16 protein-coding genes and 1 pseudogene are annotated in these 23240 nt (G+C 62.7%); 12 read left to right on the top strand and 5 right to left on the bottom strand.

Going from position 1 to position 23240, the window contains the following annotated elements; all coding sequences use genetic code 11:
* Nucleotides 1-689 precede the first annotated feature (689 nt).
* Both AWB83_RS33520 and AWB83_RS33525 read right to left on the bottom strand, forming a co-directional pair.
* A complete protein-coding gene (locus tag AWB83_RS33520; protein ID WP_087049898.1) occupies nt 690-2051 on the bottom strand; it encodes a hemolysin family protein in 1362 nt (453 codons plus the stop codon).
* A 61-nt stretch (nt 2052-2112) separates the two neighbouring features.
* On the bottom strand, nt 2113-3237 hold the full coding sequence (locus tag AWB83_RS33525; RefSeq protein WP_341866752.1) for a sensor histidine kinase: 1125 nt from the start codon (nt 3235-3237) through the stop codon (nt 2113-2115).
* A 708-nt stretch (nt 3238-3945) separates the two neighbouring features.
* Between AWB83_RS33525 and AWB83_RS33530 the strand changes: the two genes are divergently transcribed.
* The 12 genes and pseudogenes from AWB83_RS33530 (at nt 3946) to AWB83_RS37785 (ending at nt 19704) form a co-directional block, all read left to right on the top strand.
* Nucleotides 3946-5031, top strand: a complete 1086-nt coding sequence (locus tag AWB83_RS33530) for a glycosyltransferase family 2 protein (protein WP_087049899.1) — start codon at nt 3946-3948, stop codon at nt 5029-5031.
* A gap of 28 nt (nt 5032-5059) precedes the next feature.
* Nucleotides 5060-6550 (top strand): N,N-dimethylformamidase beta subunit family domain-containing protein, encoded by a 1491-nt coding sequence (locus AWB83_RS33535; RefSeq protein WP_087049900.1) that lies wholly within the window; start codon nt 5060-5062, stop codon nt 6548-6550.
* Nucleotides 6551-6982: 432 nt separating this feature from the next.
* Nucleotides 6983-8254: a flippase gene (locus AWB83_RS33540; protein WP_087049901.1), complete on the top strand. Its 1272-nt coding sequence runs from the start codon at nt 6983-6985 to the stop codon at nt 8252-8254.
* A gap of 1033 nt (nt 8255-9287) precedes the next feature.
* A complete protein-coding gene (locus tag AWB83_RS33545; RefSeq protein WP_087049902.1) occupies nt 9288-10442 on the top strand; it encodes a glycosyltransferase in 1155 nt (384 codons plus the stop codon).
* A gap of 10 nt (nt 10443-10452) precedes the next feature.
* Nucleotides 10453-11535, top strand: a complete 1083-nt coding sequence (locus AWB83_RS33550; protein ID WP_087049903.1) for a glycosyltransferase family 4 protein — start codon at nt 10453-10455, stop codon at nt 11533-11535.
* 34 nt (nt 11536-11569) lie between these two features.
* Nucleotides 11570-12763 carry a glycosyltransferase gene (locus AWB83_RS33555; protein WP_087049904.1) on the top strand — a complete coding sequence of 398 codons (1194 nt, stop codon included), beginning with the start codon at nt 11570-11572 and terminating at the stop codon, nt 12761-12763.
* A gap of 32 nt (nt 12764-12795) precedes the next feature.
* Nucleotides 12796-13893: a glycosyl hydrolase gene (locus tag AWB83_RS33560; RefSeq protein ID WP_087049905.1), complete on the top strand. Its 1098-nt coding sequence runs from the start codon at nt 12796-12798 to the stop codon at nt 13891-13893.
* 499 nt (nt 13894-14392) lie between these two features.
* Nucleotides 14393-16744, top strand: coding sequence for a polysaccharide biosynthesis tyrosine autokinase (locus tag AWB83_RS33565; RefSeq protein WP_087049906.1), 2352 nt, complete (start codon nt 14393-14395; stop codon nt 16742-16744).
* Between the two features lie 297 nt (nt 16745-17041).
* A complete protein-coding gene (locus AWB83_RS33570) occupies nt 17042-18454 on the top strand; it encodes a hypothetical protein (RefSeq protein ID WP_087049907.1) in 1413 nt (470 codons plus the stop codon).
* A gap of 117 nt (nt 18455-18571) precedes the next feature.
* Nucleotides 18572-18913, top strand: a complete 342-nt coding sequence (locus AWB83_RS33575) for an FKBP-type peptidyl-prolyl cis-trans isomerase (protein ID WP_087049908.1) — start codon at nt 18572-18574, stop codon at nt 18911-18913.
* Nucleotides 18883-19245: pseudogene (locus AWB83_RS37780) on the top strand (AraC-like ligand-binding domain-containing protein); the annotation flags it as partial. The gene AWB83_RS33575 and the pseudogene AWB83_RS37780, both read left to right, overlap by 31 nt.
* An 84-nt stretch (nt 19246-19329) precedes the next feature.
* On the top strand, nt 19330-19704 hold the full coding sequence (locus AWB83_RS37785) for a helix-turn-helix transcriptional regulator (protein WP_374729151.1): 375 nt from the start codon (nt 19330-19332) through the stop codon (nt 19702-19704).
* A gap of 6 nt (nt 19705-19710) precedes the next feature.
* On the opposite strand, the gene AWB83_RS33585 is transcribed toward AWB83_RS37785, so the two are convergent.
* The 3 genes from AWB83_RS33585 to AWB83_RS33595 form a co-directional block, all read right to left on the bottom strand.
* Nucleotides 19711-20898 (bottom strand): O-succinylhomoserine sulfhydrylase, encoded by a 1188-nt coding sequence (locus AWB83_RS33585; protein WP_087049910.1) that lies wholly within the window; start codon nt 20896-20898, stop codon nt 19711-19713.
* Nucleotides 20899-21001: 103 nt separating this feature from the next.
* Entirely contained in the window at nt 21002-22549 is a 1548-nt protein-coding gene (gene purF, locus AWB83_RS33590) for an amidophosphoribosyltransferase (protein WP_087049911.1), read from the bottom strand.
* A gap of 154 nt (nt 22550-22703) precedes the next feature.
* A complete protein-coding gene (locus tag AWB83_RS33595; protein WP_087049912.1) occupies nt 22704-23237 on the bottom strand; it encodes a CvpA family protein in 534 nt (177 codons plus the stop codon).
* Between the last annotated feature and the right edge of the window lie 3 nt (nt 23238-23240).

Genomic DNA, 23240 nt, shown 5'->3' on the forward strand with positions numbered 1-23240 from the left:
CACCAGCTTTCTTTCGGGCTGCGAGCCCTTGTAACACAAACGGGCTACCGCTTCGAGCGAGCGAAAGGGATCAGTTTCCGAACGCTGAAGGCAATATACAAGTAACCAAAGAAAGCAGCTTTGGGCCCAGGCAGACTCGTCGTCATCATTCAGAGTGGCCCAGCCCCTAAGTGTCGCCCTCATAGGACTGACCCGGCTTGGCTCGCGCACGGTCTGCCAAGCTAGTCCGTTTAACGCGCTGGTTCAGCACCTAACAGTTCCGGCACAGCGCTGCGCGCTGCCGCAGGGTCTGCAAGGGAAACCGTCGTTAGGCAGAAGCAGTGAGATGGAAGCGTTAGTAGAGAAGCGCGCGCAAACCCGATTTCCCCTTCGGCCGCGAAGCGGGCCGGCGCTCTTTGGTGCTGAACCAGTCTGTCATGCAATGCGAGGTGGCGGACCGTGCGCGAGCCACGGCGCGTTAGTCCTATGAGGGCGACACTTACTGGCTGGGCCACTCCGAACCATGACGACGAGCCCGCACAAGCACTCTGGGCCAAAGCTGCTTTCTTTGGTTACTTTCTTTGCAGCAGCAAAGAAAGTAACTGCCGCCCCGCACAGGGGCAGTGCTAATAGACCACTAAGAATTCAGGATTCCACGAAAGCACAAGCAAGCAATCAATCAATCAATCGAACGAAACCAACAAAAAAGGTCAATGCGCTTCCTCAAGCGCCTCCTCCCGCGGATAAACCCGCACCAAAACAATCCTCGGCCCCTTCATCTTCTTGACGACGATATCGAACCGATCGAACTCGACGCGTTGCCCTTCGGTGGGCAAATCCCCGAGCGCATCGATGACGAGTCCCCCGACCGACTCGGCGCGTCCTTCGTCGATATCGATGCCCAACGCCCGCTCCAGCGACACCACCGGCAAACTGCCCTTGCCCATCAACGTGCCATCGTCCATGCGCGACCAGTCGGCATCGCCCTGACGGAATTCATCGTGGATCTGCCCCACCAGCGCACCAAGCAGGTTATCGAGCGTAATGAAGCCGATCGGCTTCGCCCCCTTGCGACCGACGATCGCGAGATGAGGCGCGCCCTTGCGAAAGCGCCGGAAGAGCTCGAGCGCCGACAGATTGGGCGCCACATATTGCACCGGCCGAACATGACGCGACAACTTGTCGATCCTCTCGGCATCCTTCGAGAAACTGAAGTTGAAGCCGCGTCCGCTGCCATCGCCCGCGAGCAGCAAGTCCTTCAGATGAATCATGCCGATCACGCGCTCGCCCGACGCATCGGCAAAGAGCGGATAGCGCGAAAAACGATGCCGCGCGATCACGGCGAGGTTCTCGCGCATCGACAAGTCGTTGCGCAGGCCGACCAGCTCATGCGCTGGACGCATCAGGTCCGACACCGTCATGCGGCTGAAATCGAGCGAATGCGCGATCGTGTTCCACTCGTCCGCGTTGTACGACGATGCGCCGCCGTGACGCCGACCGCGCAGAATGAGCTTGAGCTCGTCGGTGGAGTAATGCGCGTCGTGGCCATGCTCCCCCGACATGCCGAAGAGCCGCAGCACGAAATTCGCGCTCGTGTTCAGCACCCAGATGAACGGATACATCAGCCAGTAGAAGCCGTACAGCGGCGTCGCGAGCCACAGGCCGACCTGCTCCGCGCGGCGGATGGCCCACGACTTCGGCGCCAGCTCGCCGACCACGATATGCAGAAATGAAATGACCGAGAACGCGAAGAAGAGCGAGATCGACCCGATGAGCTTCTCCGATTCGACGCCCACCAGCGAGAAAAGCGGATGCAGGAGCGTCGCGAACGCCGGCTCGCCGATCCAGCCGAGACCGAGCGAAGCCAGCGTGATGCCGAGCTGGCATGCTGAAAGATAGGCGTCGAGCTGCCCGTGCACCTTCGCGAGCAGACGGCCCGGCAGGCCGTTGGTACGCGCCATCGCCTTGACGCGCGTGGGCCGCAACTTGACGAGCCCGAACTCCGCCGCGACGAAAAAACCATTCAACGCGACGAGCAACAATGCGCCGATCAGCGCGACGACCTGAGCCAAAGCAACTCTCTTCGAAAGTGGAAAGTGTCAGTATATGGGCGACAGGCAATCGAAAGTCAATTTACATCCCCGCGACAGGAACACGCATCGACAGCGTGACCTCCGCGTTGTCCGTTATATCGCCGTGCTCGAACGCGCCGCCGTGCGCCTCCGACACGCGCTTGCACAGCGCGAGGCCCCACGCGATGCGTCCGCCCTCGCGCGGCTCCAGCGCCTGGCGGCGCGCGAACGCTTCCAGCACGTGCGGCGACGCCGCGTCGTTGAGCGTCTGCGCGGACGCCGTGAAGCGCACGTCGGTGCGCCACATGCTGCCCTCGATGTTGCTCGACGCCCGCACCGTCGCGCCGCGCGCGCTCGCTTCGGCAGCGAACGCCAGCATGAGCCAGAGCGCTTGCAGCAGGCGCTCGGCGTCGCCTTCGACCTGCTCTTCCGCAAGCATCGAGTCGAGCTCGATCGTCACGCCTCGCGTCTTCGCGACGCTCGCGCGCGCAAGCGCCGCGCTCTTCTCGAGCAGCGGACGCAAGGCCACCGGCGCGAGCGCGACCGACAGCGCCTTGGTCTCGGCCCGCGTCGTATCGACGGATTGCTCGATCAGCTTCACCTGTTGCTCGACACCCGAGCGGATGCCCGCGAGCGCACGCTGCGCGGCGGGATCGTTTGCATCGACCTTGCGCTCGAGCACATAGCCCCAGCTGTGAATCGCGTTGAGCGGACCGCGCAGGTCGTGCGACACGATCGACAGCACATGATCGCGCATGAACAGCGCGGCCTCCGCCCGCAGGTGCGCGACGCGGTCAGCGGCGTCCCCTTGCTGGTCCGACGCGCCCGCCGACGGCGAGACGATCAGCGTCACGCAGTCCGGCCCCGGCAGCGCGATGATCGCAAAGGCGCGCGTGGTACCGTCATCGCCGATCGACACCTGCGCGCGGCGCGTGCCGTTGCCCGCGAGGGCGGCATCGGCGGCCTCGCCGAGCACGGCGACGAGCGGACGGGGCAATGGCGTATCGGCGAGCGCGCGGCCATTCAGCGCGGCGGGATCGAGTTCGAAAAGATGAGCAAAGACGGCGTCGGCTGAAAGGCAGCGCTGCGCGGCGTCGAGCACCAGCACGCCGTCGTTCCCTGCGACGGCCGCGTCGAAGGTCCTCGTGCCTCCGGGCTCGACCGTACTGGAAAAAGACGTTGTCACGGTTTTGGTCCTTGCGTGTATCGGTGTTGCGGTTGATGTCGCGGAAATGCGAAGCGCTTCACGGCTGCACCGCATGCCGGCACGGAGCAATGCGCCGCGCGGACCGGCTCTCGACTCATTATATGTGAGCACCTATGACGCATGCCGCAACGGTGCTCGCCCCTTCCCGGCGCGCCTGACCAAGCAATCCGCGTGCGCGCCCGCCGGTTCCGGCCAATCCCGAATGCAGCAAGGAAAGCGTTTTAACCCCTTTTTAAATCCGCGAGATTTGTATCCAGCACATACCGCGCCCAAAGAAAATACGACCTTGCTTTTATTTCCGTTTTAAACGCCCGGTACACGGCGGCATTTGGCCGCTGCTTTTTCTTTCGCTGGCTGCATTTGCCATACGGTTCGATCGAACGGGAATCGCGCTTGCTGGAAGCCGGTGTGCGTGCGGGCCCGGCGCGCTTATGCACGCCATGAGCATTCTCAAAGAAAGCCCGGGAACGATTTTATTTTTCTCTTGCCATCGTTTATGCGTTTCCGCTCGCAAAAATCAAGGCGGCGCCATCCGGGATTTTCATTGCGTGCGTAGCCGAACATTCTCGGCTTACAACTGCCTATAACATTCCACCTGAAGATTGACGCATTGCGCAGCCGGCACACATGAACCGTCCTCTGCCACGGCGGCCTTCAATTCAAACTCTAACCGGTGACACGAGCACTATGACACGCGTCCACAACGGCAACCCCAGGACTTTGCTCTCGGTGATCATTCCCGCGTACAACGTGGAGCATTTCATCGCCGCGTCCCTGGAATCCGCGCTCTCGCAACCGCGCTCGGAGGAGATCGAGCTCATCGTCATCGATGACGGCTCGACGGACCACACGCTCGAACGCATCCTCGAAGTGCAACGCACCGAACTCGGCCGCAACATTCGCGTGATCCATCAGGAGAACCGTGGCGTATCGGCCGCGCGCAATCGCGCGATCGCGGAAGCGACGTCGCCGTACATCGGCTTTCTCGATTCGGACGATGTCTGGTCGACCGACTTCACCGCGAAGATCATGCCGCTGCTCGACGCGAAAGTCGCGGACATCATCGAGTTCAACGTCGGCATCATCAACTCGGCGGGCAAGGTGATCGACGAGGTCAAGCTGATCGATCCCGCGACCGTCGGCGCGCGCGCCTGCGACCTCGCCGCGTTGCTCGACTTCGCGCGCGTGTATCAGGTGTTTCCGGCCGCGCGCGTGTACAAGCGCGCACTCTGGGACGGGATCGAGTTTCCGGCAGGCCGCGTCTATGAGGACGCCGCGGCCATTCCGCTCGTCTATGCGCGCGCGCAATCGCTCTTCCGTCTCGCCGACAATCTTTATTTCTATCGCCGCCGCGCAGGTAGCATTACCACCAAGGCGACGCCGTACACGGTCATGTCGCTCGCGACCTGTGCGGAAGAAACCATGGAACGTTGCGATGGAGGCGCGCTGGATCCCTTCTGGCTCGCGATGTTCCACAAGGTCTTCTCGTATGCATGCCACCAGGCGGCGCGCGTGGATGCGCGTGCGTTCGCGGAATCGATCAGGATGGTCGAAGCCACCGCTGCGCACTATCGCGTCTTCGCCGCGAATCGCACCGATACGCCCAAGGAGCTGCGCTTTCACAGGAAGATCGTCGCCGATCGCCGCTGGTTCCAGGCCAAGCGCATGGTCAAGCGCGCGCTCGGCCTCGAGCTGCGTCCGCCCGCAGCGGCGCCGCGTGGCGCTCCTCCGGGAAATCTGCGCGGCCGTCCGTCCGCAGGCAGTCAACGATGATAAAAAAGAATCACGAGGCGCGTTCAGCATGCAGATCTACCCGAAGAGGCCCGGCTTCACCGCCGGCGAGTCGTTCGAGCTCGCGGTACAGCCGGGGTCCCGCTTTTCCATCGCGATCTATCATCAGGGCAATGACGAGACGCTGACGAGCGTGGGCGGCATCGCCGTGCAGCCCGGCGGCGCCGTGCAGGCCGAACTGAAGAACGGCAAGTACGTTTTTCAATCGCCGGGGCGCGTGGGGCCGGTGCGTCACGACGAAGACTGGGGCTGGCCGACCATCACGCTCAAGCCGAATGCCGAAGCGCTCGAAACGGGCGCCTATGTCGCGATCGCGTATGAAGTCGGCGCGAATGGCGAGCCGCTCACGGAACTCGGACGCCGCGCCGCCACGCACAAGCCGATCTTCGCGGGCCCGCCCGATTCCGACAGCATGGCGCTCATCATCGCGCGGCCGCGCAAGCCGTCCGCCGACATCGCGTACATCGTGCCGATCAACACGTATCACGCGTACAACTCGACGGGCGGCGGCTGTTATTACGGCGACCCGATTCATCGCACGCAGCCGCAGACGAAAGTGAGCCTCTTGCGCCCGGGCGGCGGACTTGGCGCGCAACTCGGCGAGCCGACCGATCCCTATGATCCGCGCTCGCCGCGCCAGCAGTTCACGCATTGGGATTCGAAGTTCATTCGCTGGCTGCGCGCCGAAGGCATCGCGTGCGACTTCTATACCGATCACGATCTGCATCGCGGCACGGACCTCAGGCTCGAGAACTATCGCTGCATGCTGAGCGTCGGGCATCACGAGTACTGGTCGACGGAGATGCGCGAGCGCGCCGCGAAGTTCATCGCGCAAGGCGGTAATCTCGCGATCTTCAGCGGCAATACGTGCTTCCGTCCGATCGATTTCGGCGACGCGCCCATCGATGGTGACTACGAGGTCATGAACCGCCTCGGCGAGAAGTGGCCCGGGCATGACGAGTCCGGACTCATCGGTCTGAGCTATGGCTATGGCGGCGGCAAGTATGGCGTGTGGAAACGCTTGCGCGGTGGCTGGATCAAGCGCGAGCGCGAAGCGATCGGCTTCACGGTGCGTCAGGCGGACCATTGGGTCTTCGCGGGCACCGGGCTCGCCAATGGAGAGACCTTCGGCGCGAAGGATCGCCTCGTCGGCTACGAAGTGGATGGCGTGCCGCCCGTGCCGAACGGCTTCGTCAAGCTCGCGGATACGGTTCGGCTCACGGGCTGGGACATCGGCGGCGCGGGCGCGATGGGCGTATTTCAGCCCGATCCCGACGGCGGCCCGCAACAAGGTCTCGTATTCAACGGCGGCACGACGGACTGGCCGCGCGTGCTGATGGATCCCGAAGCCGAGAGCCGCACGGTCGTCGATCAGATCACGCGCAACGTGGTGCGCAGGTTCATCGGCTTGCCGCCGCGCGTGATCGCACGCTCCGATATTGCGTTGAACGACGCGCCGGCGCACTCCGCCGAGCCCGAGAAGGACAACGCCGCGGTCTGAACCGAACGTCAAAAGGCACATGGACTTCCGTGCGTCGTCCATGTGCGTTCGTATTGTCCTACCAGTACTTCGAGACATTTTCAATCGAACGAGCGCTTCGAGAGTGGTGACTTGCGTGTGCAAACCCACTGATGATTGCGTGTTTCCCTTGTTAAATACCTCCTGTACTACGCGTTGCGTCTTCGCCGGTCGCCGTCGATGGCCCGGAACAGGTGCATTCCGTTCAACTTCGCGCATCCGGGCCAGGCCAAGGCACGGGCGCGCAGACCTCTTTGGCCTCGCGCCGCATTGACGGCGAGACGCTCAAGCGAAACTATTCGCATAGGGCGTTGTCACGCAAAGACTTCGTCGAGTCGGTGCGAACCTGCGGGATTCGCACCTTGCGCCATTGTCATCACGATCACGCAGTGCTAAAGCCGGGAAAACCGTTCAATGGCTTCTTTCAAGAAGAACTTCACGATTCTGATGACTTTGCAGGTATCCACGTACCTCGCACCGCTCCTGACGCTGCCGTGGCTCGCGCGCGTTCTGGGACCGAGCGAATATGGACGCCTTTCGTTCGGCCTGGCCTTTACCGCCTATTTCATTTCGCTCACGAACTACAGTTTCTCGCTTACGGCCACGCCCAAGATTTCGATCGATCGAGAGAGCCGCGAGCGGCGCTCTCAGGTATTCTGGGAAACGATCCTTACGCAGGCCGCGCTCGCGGTAGCCGGTCTGATCGTCCTCATCGGGCTGACGTCCGTCATTCCCTATCTCGAGGAGAATCGCGACCTGCTGCTGATCGGCTATGGCCAGGCGATCGGCGCAATGCTGATTCCGACGTGGTACTTCCAGGGGATCGAGGACCTCGGCGTTCTGAGCGTGCTCGTCTTCCTCGGCCGCGCGCTCAGCATTCCGGCGATGTATCTCTTCGTGCGCCATCGCAACGACGTCGATATCGCGATGGCGGTGAACGCGCTGGTGCCGTTTCTGTCGGGGGTCGCAATTTGCACGTATTTGTACTTTCGACATGAGCTCGACTTCGTGCCGGTGTCGATCAAGACCATCATCGCTCGTCTGAAGGAAGGATGGAGCGTGTTCATCGCGACCTCGCTCGTGGACATCTATGCATCGAGCAACATCGTGCTGCTCACGTTCATCGCGGGCAATGTCGCGAGCGGCTACTTCGCTGCGGGAGACAAACTGATCCGCGCGGCATTGAATATGCTTCAGCCGCTCAAGACCGCGGCTTATCCGCGCGTGAGCTTCCTCATGCATCACGCGAAAGACGATGCATTCGCGTTCCTGCGCAAGATGTTCGTCCTGCAAGGCACGATCGTCTCGCTCATTTCGCTGTGCATCTTCTTCGGCGCGCCGCTCGCTGTAAAGCTCTTGTATGGACCGCAGTTCCTGCCTACGGTAGATGTGTTGCGCTGGATGGCCTTCGTGCCGCTGATGGTCGGACTCTCCGATCTCTTCGGCGTTCAGACGATGCTTCCGCTCGGCATGAAGGCGCAGTTCAGCCGCGTGCTGATCGGCTCGGCGGTGTTGAACTTTGCGCTGCTTGCGGTACTGGCGACCCTCTTCGGCGAGCAGGGCGCGGCGGCTACGGTGTTGATCGTCGAGACCTGCGTCGCTGCGGCGATGGCCTATACGCTGCATCTGCAGGGCGTGCCTTTTCTCAAGCGTCCGATCACCGAAGGCGCGGGATCGGGAACGTGACAGGGATATGTGACCTGCCCATCCTAGCGCGCCAAATTCGCATTTGCCCGCACGTGATGACGCAAAAGTCGCGTGATATAAAAGCAGCAAGGGCTCGCTTCAGCTACGCGACGCGGACTCTCGGTCAAACGCATCCCTTGATAAAGTGCTTTGCGCCTGAACGGTGCGGGGCCGCGCTTTCGATTGCGCTCTACTCCAAAAGTTGCGTCCTTGTATGTGGCTCAACGAACGGACCCGAGCGGATAGAGCCGATATCGTAATGGTACGAACAGTGTTTAATTAAGTGAGCTGTGGGAATGGAATCAGAGGAAACGTCGATCGAACGCGTACAGAAGCTGGTCGAGCAGGCCGAGAGTCTGCGTATGCAATCGGTCGCAGTCCCGCTCCGCGATCTGCAGATACTTCTGCAGATTTGCGAGGCGGCGACTGCTCAGCAGAACTCCTCCGCTGCCAAGTAACCGTATGAAACAGCCATATCAGCAGAGTAAAGCTTGGCGTTGACGAAGTCCTGAGCACGGGCGGAGAAAGGTGCTCAAGCGAGGTCCGTAAGGCCTGGCTTTGAGAAGCTTTTAAAAATTGTTTGGCCATCGGGCTTTACGTCCCGCAACAGGCGGTCGTTTTTACACGGCTTACCTGTGTCTCATCGGCGCGACGCAGAATATTCTTCGCAAAGACCGACACCATGGCGCCCGTCCGGCCAAGTTGACTCGTCCGGGTGCTCGCAGCAAAACAAATCCAGGCTTGGTGCTCAAGCTTGACGGGGGTTCCTCGCGGATGCATACGCAAGGAACGAGTAATGCTAGTCGGATCGCGTGCGTATTTATCGAGTATCCAATGATTCGCTCGATTAGTACTCCAACACGCATATCCCGGCTTCTTTATGTGCTCCTTGCAGGTAGTCGCGCGCCCTCCACCTTGCATGTGTCCGCCGTATTTGAAAGTTTGATGTCCGTAACTGATAACCATTAGGCCGCTTCCTTCTCATTGCGTTTGCCGCGGGGCGCTCGGCAATTCGCCAATCGAAGAGTTCAATATGAAAGAGATCGTGCATATAACCGAGGCTTTTGGAGGCGGGGTCCTGTCCATGCTGACCCAGCTTTCTAACCGTGCAGCGGCTGCTGGAGTCGGTGTAACGATCCTTCATTCGATAAGGCAGGAAACACCCAATAATTTCTCGAAGCTCTTTCACCCGGCGGTAAAGCTGGCCTACGTAAGCATGTTTCGTGAAGTGAGCGTGAAAAACGATTGGACCAGTCTCTGGAATCTGGTTCGCAAGCTGAAGGAGTGCGATCCATCCGTGGTGCACCTGCATTCTTCGAAGGCCGGCGTGCTCGGACGCGCCGCCGCACGCATCGCCGCGCCGCACGCGCGAGTGTTCTACTCGCCGCACGGCCTCGCCTTCCTGCGACGCGACGTGTCGCCCGCGAAGCAGTTCGCGTATCTCAGCTTCGAGCGCATCGCCGCGCGCATGGGCGGCACCATCGTGGCGTGCTCGAAGAGCGAGCTGCGCGAAATCGAAACGAAGATGCATACGCGCAAGACGCACATGATCGAGAACGGCGTGAACGTGCCGGAGATTCCGCCTCGCATCGAGAAGCGTGCCGGGCAGATTCTGATCGGCATGAGCGGACGTGCGTCGTATCAGAAGAATCATGAAGCGTTCGTGAAGCTCGCCACGGACTTGCACAGCCCATCCGTTGAATTTCTGTGGATCGGCGGCAATCTCGAGGAGTTGCCTGGCCAGATGCCGAGCGGCGCCGTGTCGTGCAGCGGCTGGGTGACGCGCGAGCGCGCGCTCGAACTCACTTCCGAACTCGACATCTATGTACAGACCTCGCGCTGGGAAGGCATGCCGATCGCGCTGATCGAAGCACAGGTCGCGGGCATTCCCGCCGTCGTCACGGATGTGGTCGGCAATCGCGATGTGGTGCAGCATGGCGTGACCGGCTTCGTCGCGTCGGGTGTGGAAGAGATGGAGAAGTACATTGCCCTTTTGCGGGACGACCCGGCCCTGCGCGCGCGCATGGGCGTCGCGGCGAGAGAGTCGGCGAGCAAGCGCTTCTCGATGGACGCGATCTTCCGCCAATGGCTTTCGGTCTACGAGTTCGGCTCCGACAAGCATGTGCGCGATCCGCTCGGCGCGAACGAGGTCGCATCGTATGAAACCAGCTCCGATTCCCAGTTCTGACGCCCCGAACATGGATACTTCCATCGCCACGAACAAGCTCGTCTATAACGGCCGCTTCACGAGCCAGAAGACAACCGGCGTGCAGCGCGTCGCGCGCGAACTCGTCGCCGCGCTCGTGCAATTGCCGCAAGGCTCGCATGTGACGCTCGCGGTTCCTCCGCAAAGCGGGCTCGATCCCGTGCAAGGCGCCGAGACTGTCAAGCTCGGCTTCGGCAAGGGCGTGTTCTGGGAGCAGATCGTGCTGCCGCTCTTCGCCGGCCGTTCCCGCATCGTGAATCTTTCGAACTCCGGGTCGATCTTTCGCGCGAACCAGATCATCTACATGCACGATGCCGCGGTGTTCGATACACCCTCGCACTTCTCGTGGAAGTTCCGCACGTGGTATCACGTGATGTTCTGGATTCTCGCGCGCACATCGAGCTGCGTGCTCACGAATTCGAAGTTCTCGCGCGACCGGCTCGCGCATCATGTCGGCGTGCCTGCGGAGCGCATCGGCGTGGTGCCGCTCGCGGCGGATCATCTCGATCACATCACGCCGGATACGTCCGTGATCGACGAGCTGAAGCTCACCAAGCGCCGCTACGTACTCGCCGTGAGCAGCATGAATCCGACAAAGAACTTCAAGCGGCTCGTCGAGGCGTTCATGCGCCTGAACGATCCGTCGATCGATCTCGTGATCGTCGGTATGAAGAATGCCGCGATCTTCGGCCGTGCGCATGATCTGTCGAGCGCGCCGAACATCAAGCAGGCAGGCTATGTGAGCGACGAAAAGCTCAAGGCGCTTTATCAGCATGCCGCGTGCTTCCTCTATCCTTCCATCTACGAGGGTTTCGGCATCCCGCCGCTCGAAGCGATGCGCAACGGCTGTCCGACGCTCGTCGGGCGTGCGGCCGCGCTGCCGGAGACCTGCGGCGATGCGTCGATCTATTGCGATCCGTATTCGGTCGACGACATCGCGAGCAAGCTGCGCGAACTGCTCGATTCGCCCGAGCTGAGCGAGGATCTCAAGCGCCGCGGCCTTGCGCATGCCGAGCGTTTCCGCTGGACAGAAAGCGCGCGCCTGCTCCAGCAGTTCATCGACAAGCCGCAATGACGAGCGACGCCGCGCGCTGCAAGGGAGAAAGCCGGTGAAGGTAGGAATCTATTGCGACTCGGGTATCAACGGCGGTCACGAGGAAATGCTCAAGCGTTTCATGCTCGCGCTCGTCGCGAGCGCGCATATCGAAACCCTGCATATTCTCGTGCCGAACGCGAACGAGGCGCTCTTTCGCCATGTGAGCGATCTGTCGGCCGCACATGCGAAGGTCAAGGTAATTGGTCTTTCCTACACGGCCGAATCGATACGCGGTAATGTCTTCGCGCTCCTGCGCATGATCCGCTCGACGGCGGCGACACTACGCACGTTGCGGCTCGACAAGCTCGTGATCGCGCAAGGCACGATTGCATCCGCTCTCGCGGGACTCTTCGCGGCGCGCTACGCGCGCACAGTCGCGGTGAGCTATCTGCCGCTCGTCGACGATCCGCCCGCAGGCGGGGGCCGCTCCGAGAAGATCAAGTGGCTCGTGAAGCGCGTGCTTTATCGCGTTCCGAACGAGTACGTCACGCTGAACGAGCATCTGCGCGGCAAACTCAGGAAGCTCGCACCCGACGCGCGCGCGATGATCCTCGAGAACTACGTCGACGATCGATTCAGCCGCTCGACGCTCACGAAGCAAGCCGCGCGCGCCGCGCTCGGCCTGCCCGACGACGGCACGACGATCATCGCGCATATCGGGCGTCTGAACTTTCAGCAGAAGCGCCAGGACTTCCTGATGGAAGCGATCGAACGTCACGCGGATGCGTTCAAGCGCACGCTCGTGCTGATCGTCGGCGAAGGTCCGGATGACGGGTGCCTGCAGGCCAGCATCGAGGCGAGCCCGGCACTTTCCGCGTGCGTGCGGATGGTCGGCCCGCAAAAGGACGTGCTGCCCTATATCGTCGCGAGCGATGCGCTCGTGCTGCCTTCCGCGTATGAAGGCGTGCCGCTCGTGATGATCGAAGCCGTGCTCGCGGAGCGGCCGATCGTCGTGTCGCGCGTATCGGGGCTTGATTCGTATCTGCCCGACGCGCTGCTCTTTCCCGCGCATGATCGCGACGCTCTCGTCGAGCGCATCTTCGCGGCGCGCGATCTTCCCCTCGCCGCGTTGACCGGCGAGTTCAGGCGGCGCTTCTCCCGCGAAGCGTTCGACGCGCAGGCGCAAAACGTCCTGCTCCCAGCCGGCGCCGCGCGCGACGCAGGCGCTCAAGCGGCGCCCAAACATTCCGACGTGCTGGCAAAGTAACGGCGCGCACCTTTATCGAGGGCCGAACGTCGATGCGAACCTTGGTGGTCGCGGTATCCGTCTTTGGCGCGCTCCTGTGCGCGTCCGTCTTGATCTTCGCCCGCAACGGCACGCCCGATGCCTATCACAGCAGCCGTTCGGCCATCCCGAAGGCGGACGCCACGGCTTTCCCCACGCCGAAAATTCCGTGCGGCAACGGCTCGACCGGCGTGTTCTACGGCATCGCAGGGCATCTCGAACATCGCGGCGCGTATCGCATCAGCAACTACGACTTGCAAATTTCACAGCTTCGCGATCTGGGTGTCACGATGTACGCGCAGGATGTGTCCAGCGAGGAAAGCGCGCACATGGTCGCGGATTTCGCTCGCGCGGCGGCGAAGCAATGCATCGGCGTGCTCGCGCTCGTCACGCCCTTCGAACAGGAGAAGCGCGCGAACGAGAAAGAGACCTACGAGCGCGGCTATGCGCTCGGGAAGACCGCGGGCCGCGTTCTCAAGGGTCTCGTGACGTACTACCAGGTCGGAAACGAATACGACAACTGGACGATCCTCGGCGAGGACCGCAGCGGCGAGCATCCGTCGGATTACGACAACGCGAGGTTCATGAAGGCGCGCGGCTCGATCCTCGGGCTCATCAAGGGCATACGCGAGACGAATCCGGACGCGAAGATCCTGCTTACATCGTTCAGCTGGCTTCACTATGGCTTCACGGACATGCTTTATTCGGGCACGCAGCCCGACGGCACGCGCGGCCATCCGATTCCGCACTGGGACATCACCGCCTGGCACTGGTATTCGAACATGGGGTCGATTACGGCGGCGGGCGGCAACAAGGTCAATGTGCTGGAGCGCCTGCGCGACAGCTATGGCAAACCGATCTGGATCACGGAGTACGGCGTGAGGCCGAACCACGAGGACCCGGGCGCTTATCTCGTCGGCGGGGACGCCTTGAAGGGCTTCGTCTCGCTCGCGAAGACCTACGACATTCAGAACGTGACGCTCTACGAGCTTTACGACGATGAGCGCTATGGCGGCGACGGCAACTACGGCGTGATTCAGGACGATGGAAAAACGCGCAAGGCGCGCTTCGAGACCGTGCGTGATTTCATCAAGGCCCACCCGATGCCTTGAAGACTGAATTGTTTGGTGCGACAAATGAAGCATGCACGAAACCGCCGATTATCGCGCAAAGCGGCCGCTGCGCAAGTGGCGTGCCCGACCCAGCAAGCCACGTAACGTTCGCTACTTAACAGACGCGAGCGGTTCGTAACCGGAAGATGGCTTTGACGCTATTTCTTCTGGACGTTTCGTATCGTTTTACCGGCGATTCGTAGCGGGATTCGCGAATTCATCCGCCGAATCCTCGATACGCGGTTCCGAGGCACGGAGTGTGCTTCATGCAAGCAGAGCGCACTCGGTACGAGCCGACGTGTTCCGTCAATGCGAACCCGAAGCCCACCGCGCTTCGCTTGTTTTTTTAACGAGCCTCTCGCGTCTAAGTCTTGAAGTTCCAACGGCCACGCGCCGGATCAACAATACGAACGTCGCACCGCGGACATGCCGCGCGGGCTACCGTCTTTTCCGTGGCCCGGCAACAAACGCTTAACTTATCGAACTGAGGACGGCGCCTTTGAACACCCTCTATGTCAACTCCGGATCTTCGCGTCATGGCAAGGACGACGGTGAATTCACCGCGAGCGACATGCTCAAGCTCCTGCGCGATCACCTCGGCATCCTCTTCCTGTTCATCGGGGTGGCGGCCGCGCTCGCGGGCACCTATGCGTTCCTTGCCAAGCCCATCTATTCCGCGGACGTGGTCGTACGCGTGGATCCGCCCGATCCGAACGCGCTCGGCATCGCGCAGCAGAGCCAGCAGCAGATGCAGCAGTCCCAGCAGACGGTGACTCAGCTCGCGCCCGCGGAAATCTCGGTGATGCAGAGCCGCTCCGTGCTGGAGCCGGTCGTCAAGCAGTTTCATTTCGACATCAAGTCCAAGCCGAACACGTTCCCGGTGCTCGGCCAGATCGCGGACCTGTTCGCCAAGAAGGGGCATCTCGCACCGGCATGGCTCGGCCTCGATTCGTACGGCTGGGGCGGCGAGGATCTGCAGATCGGCCGGCTCGACGTGCCCCCCGCGCTCGAAGACCAGAAGCTCGATTTCGTCCTGCTCCAGAACAACCAGTACGAACTGCGCGACCCCGACGGCGACGTGATCCTGCGCGGCACGGTTGGCCGCCCCGCGTCGGCGAACGGCGTGTCGATGCTCGTCGACCACGTCGTGGGCCGCCCCGGCGTCCACTTCGACGTGACGCGCCTGAACACGCTCGACGCCATCGCGCTCATGAAGAAGACGATGAAAGTTGCGGAGTCCTCGAAGGACACGGGCGTCGTGCAGATCACCTTCAACGCCGATGATCCGCAACTCACCGCCGATGTCGCCAACTCGCTCGGCCAGGCGTATCTGAACGCCGCCGTTGCGGCCCGTCAGGCCAACGACACGAAGACGCTCGAGTTCATCCGCGGAGAATTGCCGCGCCTCGAACGCGATCTGAAGCAGGCCGAAGGCAACCTGAGCGCGTTCCGCGCGAAGTCGCAATCGGTGCAGCCGATCAACGAAGCGCAGGCTTATCTGCAAGGCAGCATCGTGTCGATGCAGCAACTCGCGACGCTCAAGCTGCAGCGCACGCAGGCGTTGCAACGCTTCCAGCCCGACAGCCCGCAAGTGCGCAACCTCGACGAGCAGATCTCGCAGCTCGATGCATCGAACAAGCAGATTCAATCGCGCTTCGACAGCATGCCCGCGTCCGAGCGCCAGAACGCGGAGCTCACCCGCGATGCGCGCGTCGCCGAGACCATCTACATGGGCATGGTGAACAAGGCCGAGGAGCTCTCCGTGCGCCGTGCGAGCACGAGCGGCGGCGCGCATATCGTCGATAACGCGCTGCGCCCGTATCGTCCGGTGAAGCCGAACAAGCCGCTCGTGATCATCGCGGGAACGGGCCTCGGCTTCTTCATCGGCACGTTCTTCATCTTCCTGCGCCGCCACGCGATGATCGGCGTGACCGATCCGATGTTCGTCGAGCGCCGCCTCTCGGTGCCCGTGCTGGGCGAGATTCTGTACAGCCGGCAACAGGCGATGCTCGATCACGAGATCGCCGTGTCGCCGGTCGAGCACGCGCCGCTCACCTATGCGGGCGCACAGGGGCGCGGAGCGCCGAGGGCGCTGCCGTATGTCGAGGTTCCGCGGCACGATGCATTCGCGATGCCGCACGTGCCCGATTCGAATCGCGAGGCACGCGTGCTCGCCTCGCGCTATCCGCACGATCCGGCTGTCGAGGCGCTGCGGGCGGTGCGCACGGAGCTGTATCGCGATCTCGCCAATGCGCCGAACAACATCGTGATGCTGACCGGCCCGATCCCGTCGGCGGGCAAGAGCTTCGTCGCGGCGAACCTTTCGGTGCTGCTCGCGGAAATCGGCTTGCGCGTGCTGCTGATCGACGCGGACATGCGGCGCGGCCATATCGCTTCGTTCTTCAAGCAGTCGAATCCGGGCGGTCTCTCGGAAGTGCTGAAGGGCGAAATGGACCTGGGCGATGCGATCCGCTATGTCGGCGTGCCCGGCCTGTCGTTCATGTCGTGCGGCGGCTACCCCGAGAATCCCTCCGAACTTTTGATGATGCCGGGCTTCCGCGACGTGCTCGCGCGCATGAGCGATCAGTTCGATCTCGTGCTCGTCGATACGCCGCCGTTCCTCGTCGTGACCGATGCGGCGATCGTCGCGAGCGACGCGGGCTCGACGGTGCTCGTGCTGCGCTCGGGCATCCAGAGCGAGGAAGAGATCGAGGAGACCGTGAAGAAGGTGCAGCGCGCGGGCGGCAGGCTCGTCGGCTCGGTATTCAACGCCATTCCGCGACGCCCGAGCAATCGCCGCAGTTATGGTTACGCGGCCGCTTATACCAGCACGTTCAAGCCGGCCAACTGACGCGAGGCACGCGTAGCGCGCTTCGCACGAAAGCACTGCGCCGCGTGCTGGCCACGCGGCGCTTTACGTTGTACCCGTCTTCCGGGATGCCATCTTCGCGCGCGGTTTGCGCGAATGATCAGAACCTTGGTTCGACCGTATTCGTCTGCCGAGAGGGGATCGACCGCGGTGCGCGAGCGCACATACCGCGCGGCGCCGATATTCGAACATCGAGCCGCAGGCGTATTGCTTGCGTCTCCGATCGACTATAACCAGAGAAAGAGCCCCGCCTGAACGGGCGCACCTATTCCTTCGACGATGAAAGAAAAAGCGGCACTGACCGACCTCTACTACAGGATCTGGGCCTTCGCGATGCCGGTGACGTCGTTTCTCGTCATCCCGTCGATCCAGGGCACGACGATCGGCTATTTGATGTGCTTTCTTTCCGTGCCGCTCGTGCTGCTGTTCGGCGGCCGCGCACGCAAGAGCTGGATACATTTCGTAGGCGCGGCCATCGTCGTGTGGCTGCTCATGTTCTGCACCTCCCAGCTCGCGGACGTCATCGCGCGTTATGAGCCCGACTTCACCAAGGTCGTGCTCGTCGACGAGACCGACCCGTTCACGTTCGTCATGCGCAAGAGCATGTTCACGCAGTCGCTCTACGTGTCGGCGGTCGTGCTCTATGCGGCCTACGTGTACCACTACTACAAGCCGACGTGGGACCAGTGGATCCTCGCGGCCATCACGCTGTTCGCGCTGTACGGCATGTTCGAAGTGGCGTATTACATCGCGACGGGACAGCCGGGCGACTTCATCTCGAACCGCGCATTCGGCGACCAGTTCGGCAAGGGCATCGTGCGCTCCGACGGCACGGTGAACGGCAGCTCGTTCCAGCAGATCGACATCAAGGGCTTTCCGATCCAGCGCCTGAAGGCGCTCACCGGCGAACCGTCGATGTACGCGATGTCCATCTTCCCGTTCTGGGTCTACTTCAATGCGACCTCGCGCGTGCGCTGGCCGGTGTGGGTCATCGGCATCTCGCTCGTGATGAGCACGTCGTCGACGGTGCTGATCGGCTATGCGGTGTACGCGCTGATCCGCGTGCGCAGGCTCGGCCTCAATCCGGTCAAGGCGCTCATCGGCCTCTTCGTGCTGTGCGTGATCGCCTATATCGCGCAGGACTACATCGCCGATCTCTTCAAGCAGATGGTGACCGACAAGCTCGAGCAGAAGACCGAATCGGGCTCCGACCGCTCCCTGCTGTTCCTCGAGTCGATGCGGCTGTGGTTCCACGCGTCGCCGCTCAATCAGATCTTCGGCATCGGCTTCGGCTATATCCGCTCGACCGACCTGTTCTCGACGCTGCTCGTCAATACGGGTGTCGTCGGCACCGTGTTCATCAGCGCGCTGATGCTCTATCCCGCGTTCAGGCTCGACTGGGACGCGCGCGGCATGGCGCTGCGCCAGTGTTGCGCCGCGACCTGGACGATGATGATGGTCTCCGTGCCCGAGTTCGCCTATCTCGCGCCGTGGACGCTGATCGCGATGGCCTATGTGCGCGTGCGGGCACTCAAGCTCGCGAGGCAGAGCGTCGGCGACAACGCCGCGGCCGCCGCGATGGAAGAGTCGCAGACCGGCGCCAACATCGGCACGTCGATCGGCAGGCATGTGACGCCGGAGCTCGGGCCGCGCATCGGCTCGCGCTTCGGTCCGCGCGGCCGTCATCTCTGAGCGCGCATGCCTTCGAGGCGGCGTATGCGCGCCGCCCGCTTCCCTGCGACGTTTTACAATGATGGTTTCGACCACCGGCTCATCCATCGCCGATGACCGGGCAACCAGGGAGCAACCATGTCGACTGTCACGACCGATTCCGGTCTCAAATACGAAGACCTCACCGTGGGCGAAGGCGCCGAAGCCGTCGCGGGCAAGACGGTCAGCGTGCATTACACGGGCTGGCTCACCGATGGCCAGAAGTTCGATTCGAGCAAGGACCGCAACGATCCGTTCGCCTTCGTGCTCGGCGGCGGCATGGTCATCAAGGGCTGGGACGAAGGCGTCCAGGGCATGAAGGTGGGCGGCGTGCGCCGCCTCACGATTCCGCCGCAACTCGGCTATGGCGCGCGCGGCGCGGGTGGCGTGATTCCGCCGAACGCCACGCTCGTGTTCGAAGTGGAACTGCTCGACGTCTGAGCCTTGTCTGCATGAGCGCGCTGCTGCCTCGTCCCGCCGTGTCGCTGCGCCGCTATGACGCAACGCAGGCGTCGGACGTGCACGACTTTCACCAGATCGTGCTGGGCCTTGACGGGTCGATGGAAATGGCCGTCGATGGCAACGGCGCGCGTATCGATCACAGCGGCGCGTGGATCATTCCGGCGGGCGCACGCCACGATTACTGGGCCGACGGCGACAACCGCCAGCTCGTGCTCGATCTGCCCGCCGCTTCGATCGCGGTGCCCGAGCGTTTCTTCGAGCGGGCGCGCCCCATCGCGATCGATCCGCGCGTGACGCGACTCGTCGCCGATGTCGCGCAATGCGCGAATGCTCATGACGCATGTGGTTCCGAGCGCTTCGCCTGGCAAGCCGCCGCGCATCTGTGCGGCGCGCTGATGCACGGCACCGGCGATGCCGCGCTGGACGCGCTGCGCGGTCTCGACTTCGCGCGCATCGACCGATGGTTGCGTCTGCATCTGTCCGAGCCGCTGCGCATCGCCGATCTCGCCGCGCATTGCGGTTTCGGCATGCGGCGTTTTCATCAGCTCTTCAACGAAGCGTTCGGCGAGACGCCGCATCGCTATCTGCATCGCCTGCGTCTCGACACGGCGCTCACGCTGCTCGCCGATCCGCGCACGACGCTCATCGATATCGCGCTCGACGTCGGTTTCGCCGATCAGAGCGCATTCACGCACGCGTTCACGAGACGCTTCGGCATCGCGCCGGGGCAATGGCGCGCGAGCGGCATGAAAGCGCCGCGCGCGCACTAGCACAGGCTAGCGCAGGCCGCGCTCCAGATCGGCGCGGATATCCGCCGGGTCCTCGAGACCGACAGCAAGACGTATCAGCCCTTCCCGTATGCCCGCCGCTTCCCGCACCTCGGTCGTCAGGCGTCCGTGAGTCGTCGTCGACGGATGCGTGATGGTCGTGCGCGTGTCGCCGAGGTTGCCGGTGATCGAGCAGAGCTTCGTCCCATCGATCACGCGCCACGCATTCGCGCGCTGTTGCTCCTGCGCGTCGCCCTTCAACTCGAACGACACGATCGCGCCACCCGCCTTCTGCTGCTTCTTCGCGATCTCGTATTGCGGATGCGATTCCAGCCCCGGATAGAACACGCGATTCACGGCCGGATGCGCTTCGAGCCAGCGGGCGATCTCCAGTGCATTCGCCGATTGCTTCTCGACGCGCAGCGCCAGCGTCTCCATGCCCTTCAGCAAGACCCACGCGTTGAACGCCGACATCGTCGGGCCGGCGCTGCGCACGAAGGGAAACACGGTCTCCATGATGAAGCGCTTCGAGCCCACCAGCGCGCCGCCGAGCACGCGCCCCTGGCCGTCGAGGAACTTGGTGGCCGAATGCATCACGACATCCGCGCCGAGCTTGAGCGGTTGCTGCAAGGCCGGGCTGCAAAAGCAGTTATCGACGACGAAGAGCGCGCCGGCCGCCTTCGCAATCTTGCCAATCGCTTCGATATCGGCGATCTCCGTCAACGGATTCGACGGCGTCTCCAGAAAGAACATCTTCGTCTCGGGCTTGAGGGCCGCCTGCCATTCCTCGGGCTTCGCCGGATCGACGAATGTGGTCGTGATGCCGAACTTCGGGAAAATCTGCGTGAACATGCCGATCGTCGAACCGAACAGGCTCTTCGAACTGACGATGTGATCGCCCTGCTGCATCGACGCCATCACGACCGACAGGATCGCCGACATGCCCGATGCCGTCGCCATGCAGGCCTCACCGCCTTCGAGCGCGGCGAGGCGGTTCTGGAACATCGTGACGGTCGGGTTGGTGAAGCGCGAGTACGTGTAAGCCTCTTCGGCGTTCCTGAAGCGCTCGGCGGCTTCCGCGGCGGTCGAGAAACAGAAGCTCGACGTGAGAAACAGCGCCTCCGCATGCTCGTTGAATTCGCTGCGCAAGGTGCCGGCGCGTACGGCGAGCGTATTGAAGTTCAGGTTGTCGTCCATGTTTTTTCTCTCCGTTTTTCAGGCTCGCGACGCAAAAAAGCCCGCTTGTCTCGGTCGACGAAGCGGGCCCGTTCGGAACTACGACCGAAACGCTATCGACGCATCACTCCACCGATAGTTGCAGATGCAACTGTGAGCGCGCCATGCCGCCCTCCTGCGCTTCGCTCGCCGCGTCGCGGTCCGACTGCGATTGCGGTGCGAGACGCGCAGACTCGATGCGATCCAGATAATCGGTCGTCACGTCGCCGGTGATGTAGTTGCCGTCGAAGCACGAGGCTTCGAATTCCTTGAGCTTCGGGTTGATGTCGCGGATCGCGTTCTTCAGGTCTTCCACGTCCTGATAGACGAGATAATCCGCGCCGATCATGCGCGCGACTTCCTCATCGCTGCGGCCATGCGCGACGAGTTCGCCGCGCGTCGGCATGTCGATGCCGTACACGTTCGGGAACTTCACCGGCGGCGCGGCGGACGCGAAGATCACCTTGTTCGCGCCGGCATCGCGGGCCATCTGCACGATTTCATGGGAGGTCGTGCCGCGCACGATCGAATCGTCGACGATCAGCACGTTCTTGCCCTTGAACTCGATGCCCATGGCGTTGAGCTTCTGGCGCACCGACTTCTTGCGCACCGCCTGGCCCGGCATGATGAAGGTACGGCCCACGTAGCGGTTCTTGAAGAAGCCCTCGCGATATTCGACGCCGAGCTTGGCGGCCACCTGCATCGCCGCGGGGCGCGAGGAATCGGGAATCGGCATCACGACGTCGATCGGCACATCCGGCAGCACGCGCTTGATCTTCTCGGCGAGATAGTCGCCCATGCGCAGGCGCGCGTTATAGACCGGCACGCCGTCGAGGCAGGAGTCCGGGCGCGCGAGATACACGAGCTCGAAGATGCAGGGATTGAGCACCGGCTTTTCGGCGCATTGATGGCTGTGCAGATTGCCGTCGCTGTCGATGAAGATCGCCTCGCCCGGCTCGACATCGCGCACGAATTCGAACCCGATGCCTTCGATCGCCACCGATTCCGACGCGACCATCCACTCGACGCCCGTCGCCGTTTCCAGCTTGCCGAGCACGAGCGGGCGAATGCCGAACGGATCGCGGAAGGCCACGAGACCGTAGCCCGCGATCAGCGAGACGATCGCATACGAACCCTTCACGCGGCGATGCACGCCCGCGACCGCCTTCCACAGCGCGGCGGCGTCGAGCTGCAGGCCCGAGCTCGCGAGCTGCAGTTCGTGCGCGAACACGTTGAGGAGCACTTCGGTGTCGGATGCGGTGTTGATGTGCCGGCGATCGACGCGGAACATCTCGTCCTTCAGTTGCATCCAGTTCGTGAGATTGCCGTTGTGCGCGAGGATGATCCCGAACGGCGCGTTCACGTAAAACGGCTGCGCTTCTTCCTCGCTCGATGCGGAACCGGCGGTCGGATACCGCACCTGGCCGATGCCGACGTTGCCCGGCAGGCTGCGCATGTTGCGCGTGCGGAACACGTCGCGCACCATGCCGTTGGCCTTGTGCATGTGGAAGTTATTGCCGTTCGCCGTGGCGATGCCCGCCGCGTCCTGACCGCGATGCTGCAGCAGGAGCAGGCTGTCATAGATCAGCTGATTGACGGGATTTTGGGAAACTACACCTACGATGCCGCACATGGCATGGTCCTTCAAAGAGTCGAAACGGGTAGACGAGGCGATGCCGGCTCACATCGGCGCTTCTCTCGGAATCGGCCGCACGGAGGTCGCACAGAGGCCGATTCGAAGTGCGTCTTCGAGCCGTCTCGCGGTCCCCATGTAGCCGGCCGTTCGTCTATTGTGCGGCGTCTGGCGCCAGACCGCTCGAAGCGGGGGCGACATGCACATACGCGGCGAGCGTATCGGGGAGCAGCGGTTTCAGTTCGCGCACGCCCTGCTCGGCCATCGGCCTCAGCAACGCATTGCGCCAGAAATCTTTCTGCGGCAGTTCGGTCAAGCCAGCCAGGGCGACCAGAATCACTACCAATATAGCGCCTCTCACGAGGCCGAACAGCAGGCCGAGCGAGCGGTCCACGCCGCGCAGGCCGGTCACTTCCGTCATGCGCGTCAGCAGCGCCGACAGCACGCTCGACAGGAGCAGCACCGCCGCGACCACCAGCAGGAACGCCACGAGCCATTGCGTGAGGGCGCCGCCCGGCCACGTCGCCGGGATATAGGGCACGACGAGCCCGACGAAACGCCCGGCGATCAGAATGGCGGCGACCCAGCCGACCAGCCCGAACGCCTCCGCAAGCAGGCCGCGCCACATTCCGCGCAGGGCGGACAGGCCGATCACGGCCATCACGGCGTAGTCGAACGCGGTAAACATCGA

It is taken from the genome of Caballeronia ptereochthonis, assembly GCF_001545075.1.
GTDB classification, from domain to species: domain Bacteria; phylum Pseudomonadota; class Gammaproteobacteria; order Burkholderiales; family Burkholderiaceae; genus Caballeronia; species Caballeronia ptereochthonis.

Excerpts from the sequence above, each read along its gene's own strand:
- AWB83_RS33530 (WP_087049899.1), top strand. The coding sequence starts at position 3,946 with ATGACACGCGTCCACAACGGCAACCCCAGGACTTTGCTCTCGGTGATC.
- AWB83_RS33585 (WP_087049910.1), bottom strand. The coding sequence starts at position 20,898 with ATGGACGACAACCTGAACTTCAATACGCTCGCCGTACGCGCCGGCACC.
- AWB83_RS33560 (WP_087049905.1), top strand. The coding sequence starts at position 12,796 with ATGCGAACCTTGGTGGTCGCGGTATCCGTCTTTGGCGCGCTCCTGTGC.
- purF (WP_087049911.1), bottom strand. The coding sequence starts at position 22,549 with ATGTGCGGCATCGTAGGTGTAGTTTCCCAAAATCCCGTCAATCAGCTG.
- AWB83_RS33535 (WP_087049900.1), top strand. The coding sequence starts at position 5,060 with ATGCAGATCTACCCGAAGAGGCCCGGCTTCACCGCCGGCGAGTCGTTC.
- AWB83_RS33595 (WP_087049912.1), bottom strand. The coding sequence starts at position 23,237 with ATGTTTACCGCGTTCGACTACGCCGTGATGGCCGTGATCGGCCTGTCC.
- AWB83_RS37785 (WP_374729151.1), top strand. The coding sequence starts at position 19,330 with ATGCACGGCACCGGCGATGCCGCGCTGGACGCGCTGCGCGGTCTCGAC.
- AWB83_RS33545 (WP_087049902.1), top strand. The coding sequence starts at position 9,288 with ATGAAAGAGATCGTGCATATAACCGAGGCTTTTGGAGGCGGGGTCCTG.
- AWB83_RS33575 (WP_087049908.1), top strand. The coding sequence starts at position 18,572 with ATGTCGACTGTCACGACCGATTCCGGTCTCAAATACGAAGACCTCACC.
- AWB83_RS33540 (WP_087049901.1), top strand. The coding sequence starts at position 6,983 with ATGGCTTCTTTCAAGAAGAACTTCACGATTCTGATGACTTTGCAGGTA.
- AWB83_RS33570 (WP_087049907.1), top strand. The coding sequence starts at position 17,042 with ATGAAAGAAAAAGCGGCACTGACCGACCTCTACTACAGGATCTGGGCC.
- AWB83_RS33550 (WP_087049903.1), top strand. The coding sequence starts at position 10,453 with ATGGATACTTCCATCGCCACGAACAAGCTCGTCTATAACGGCCGCTTC.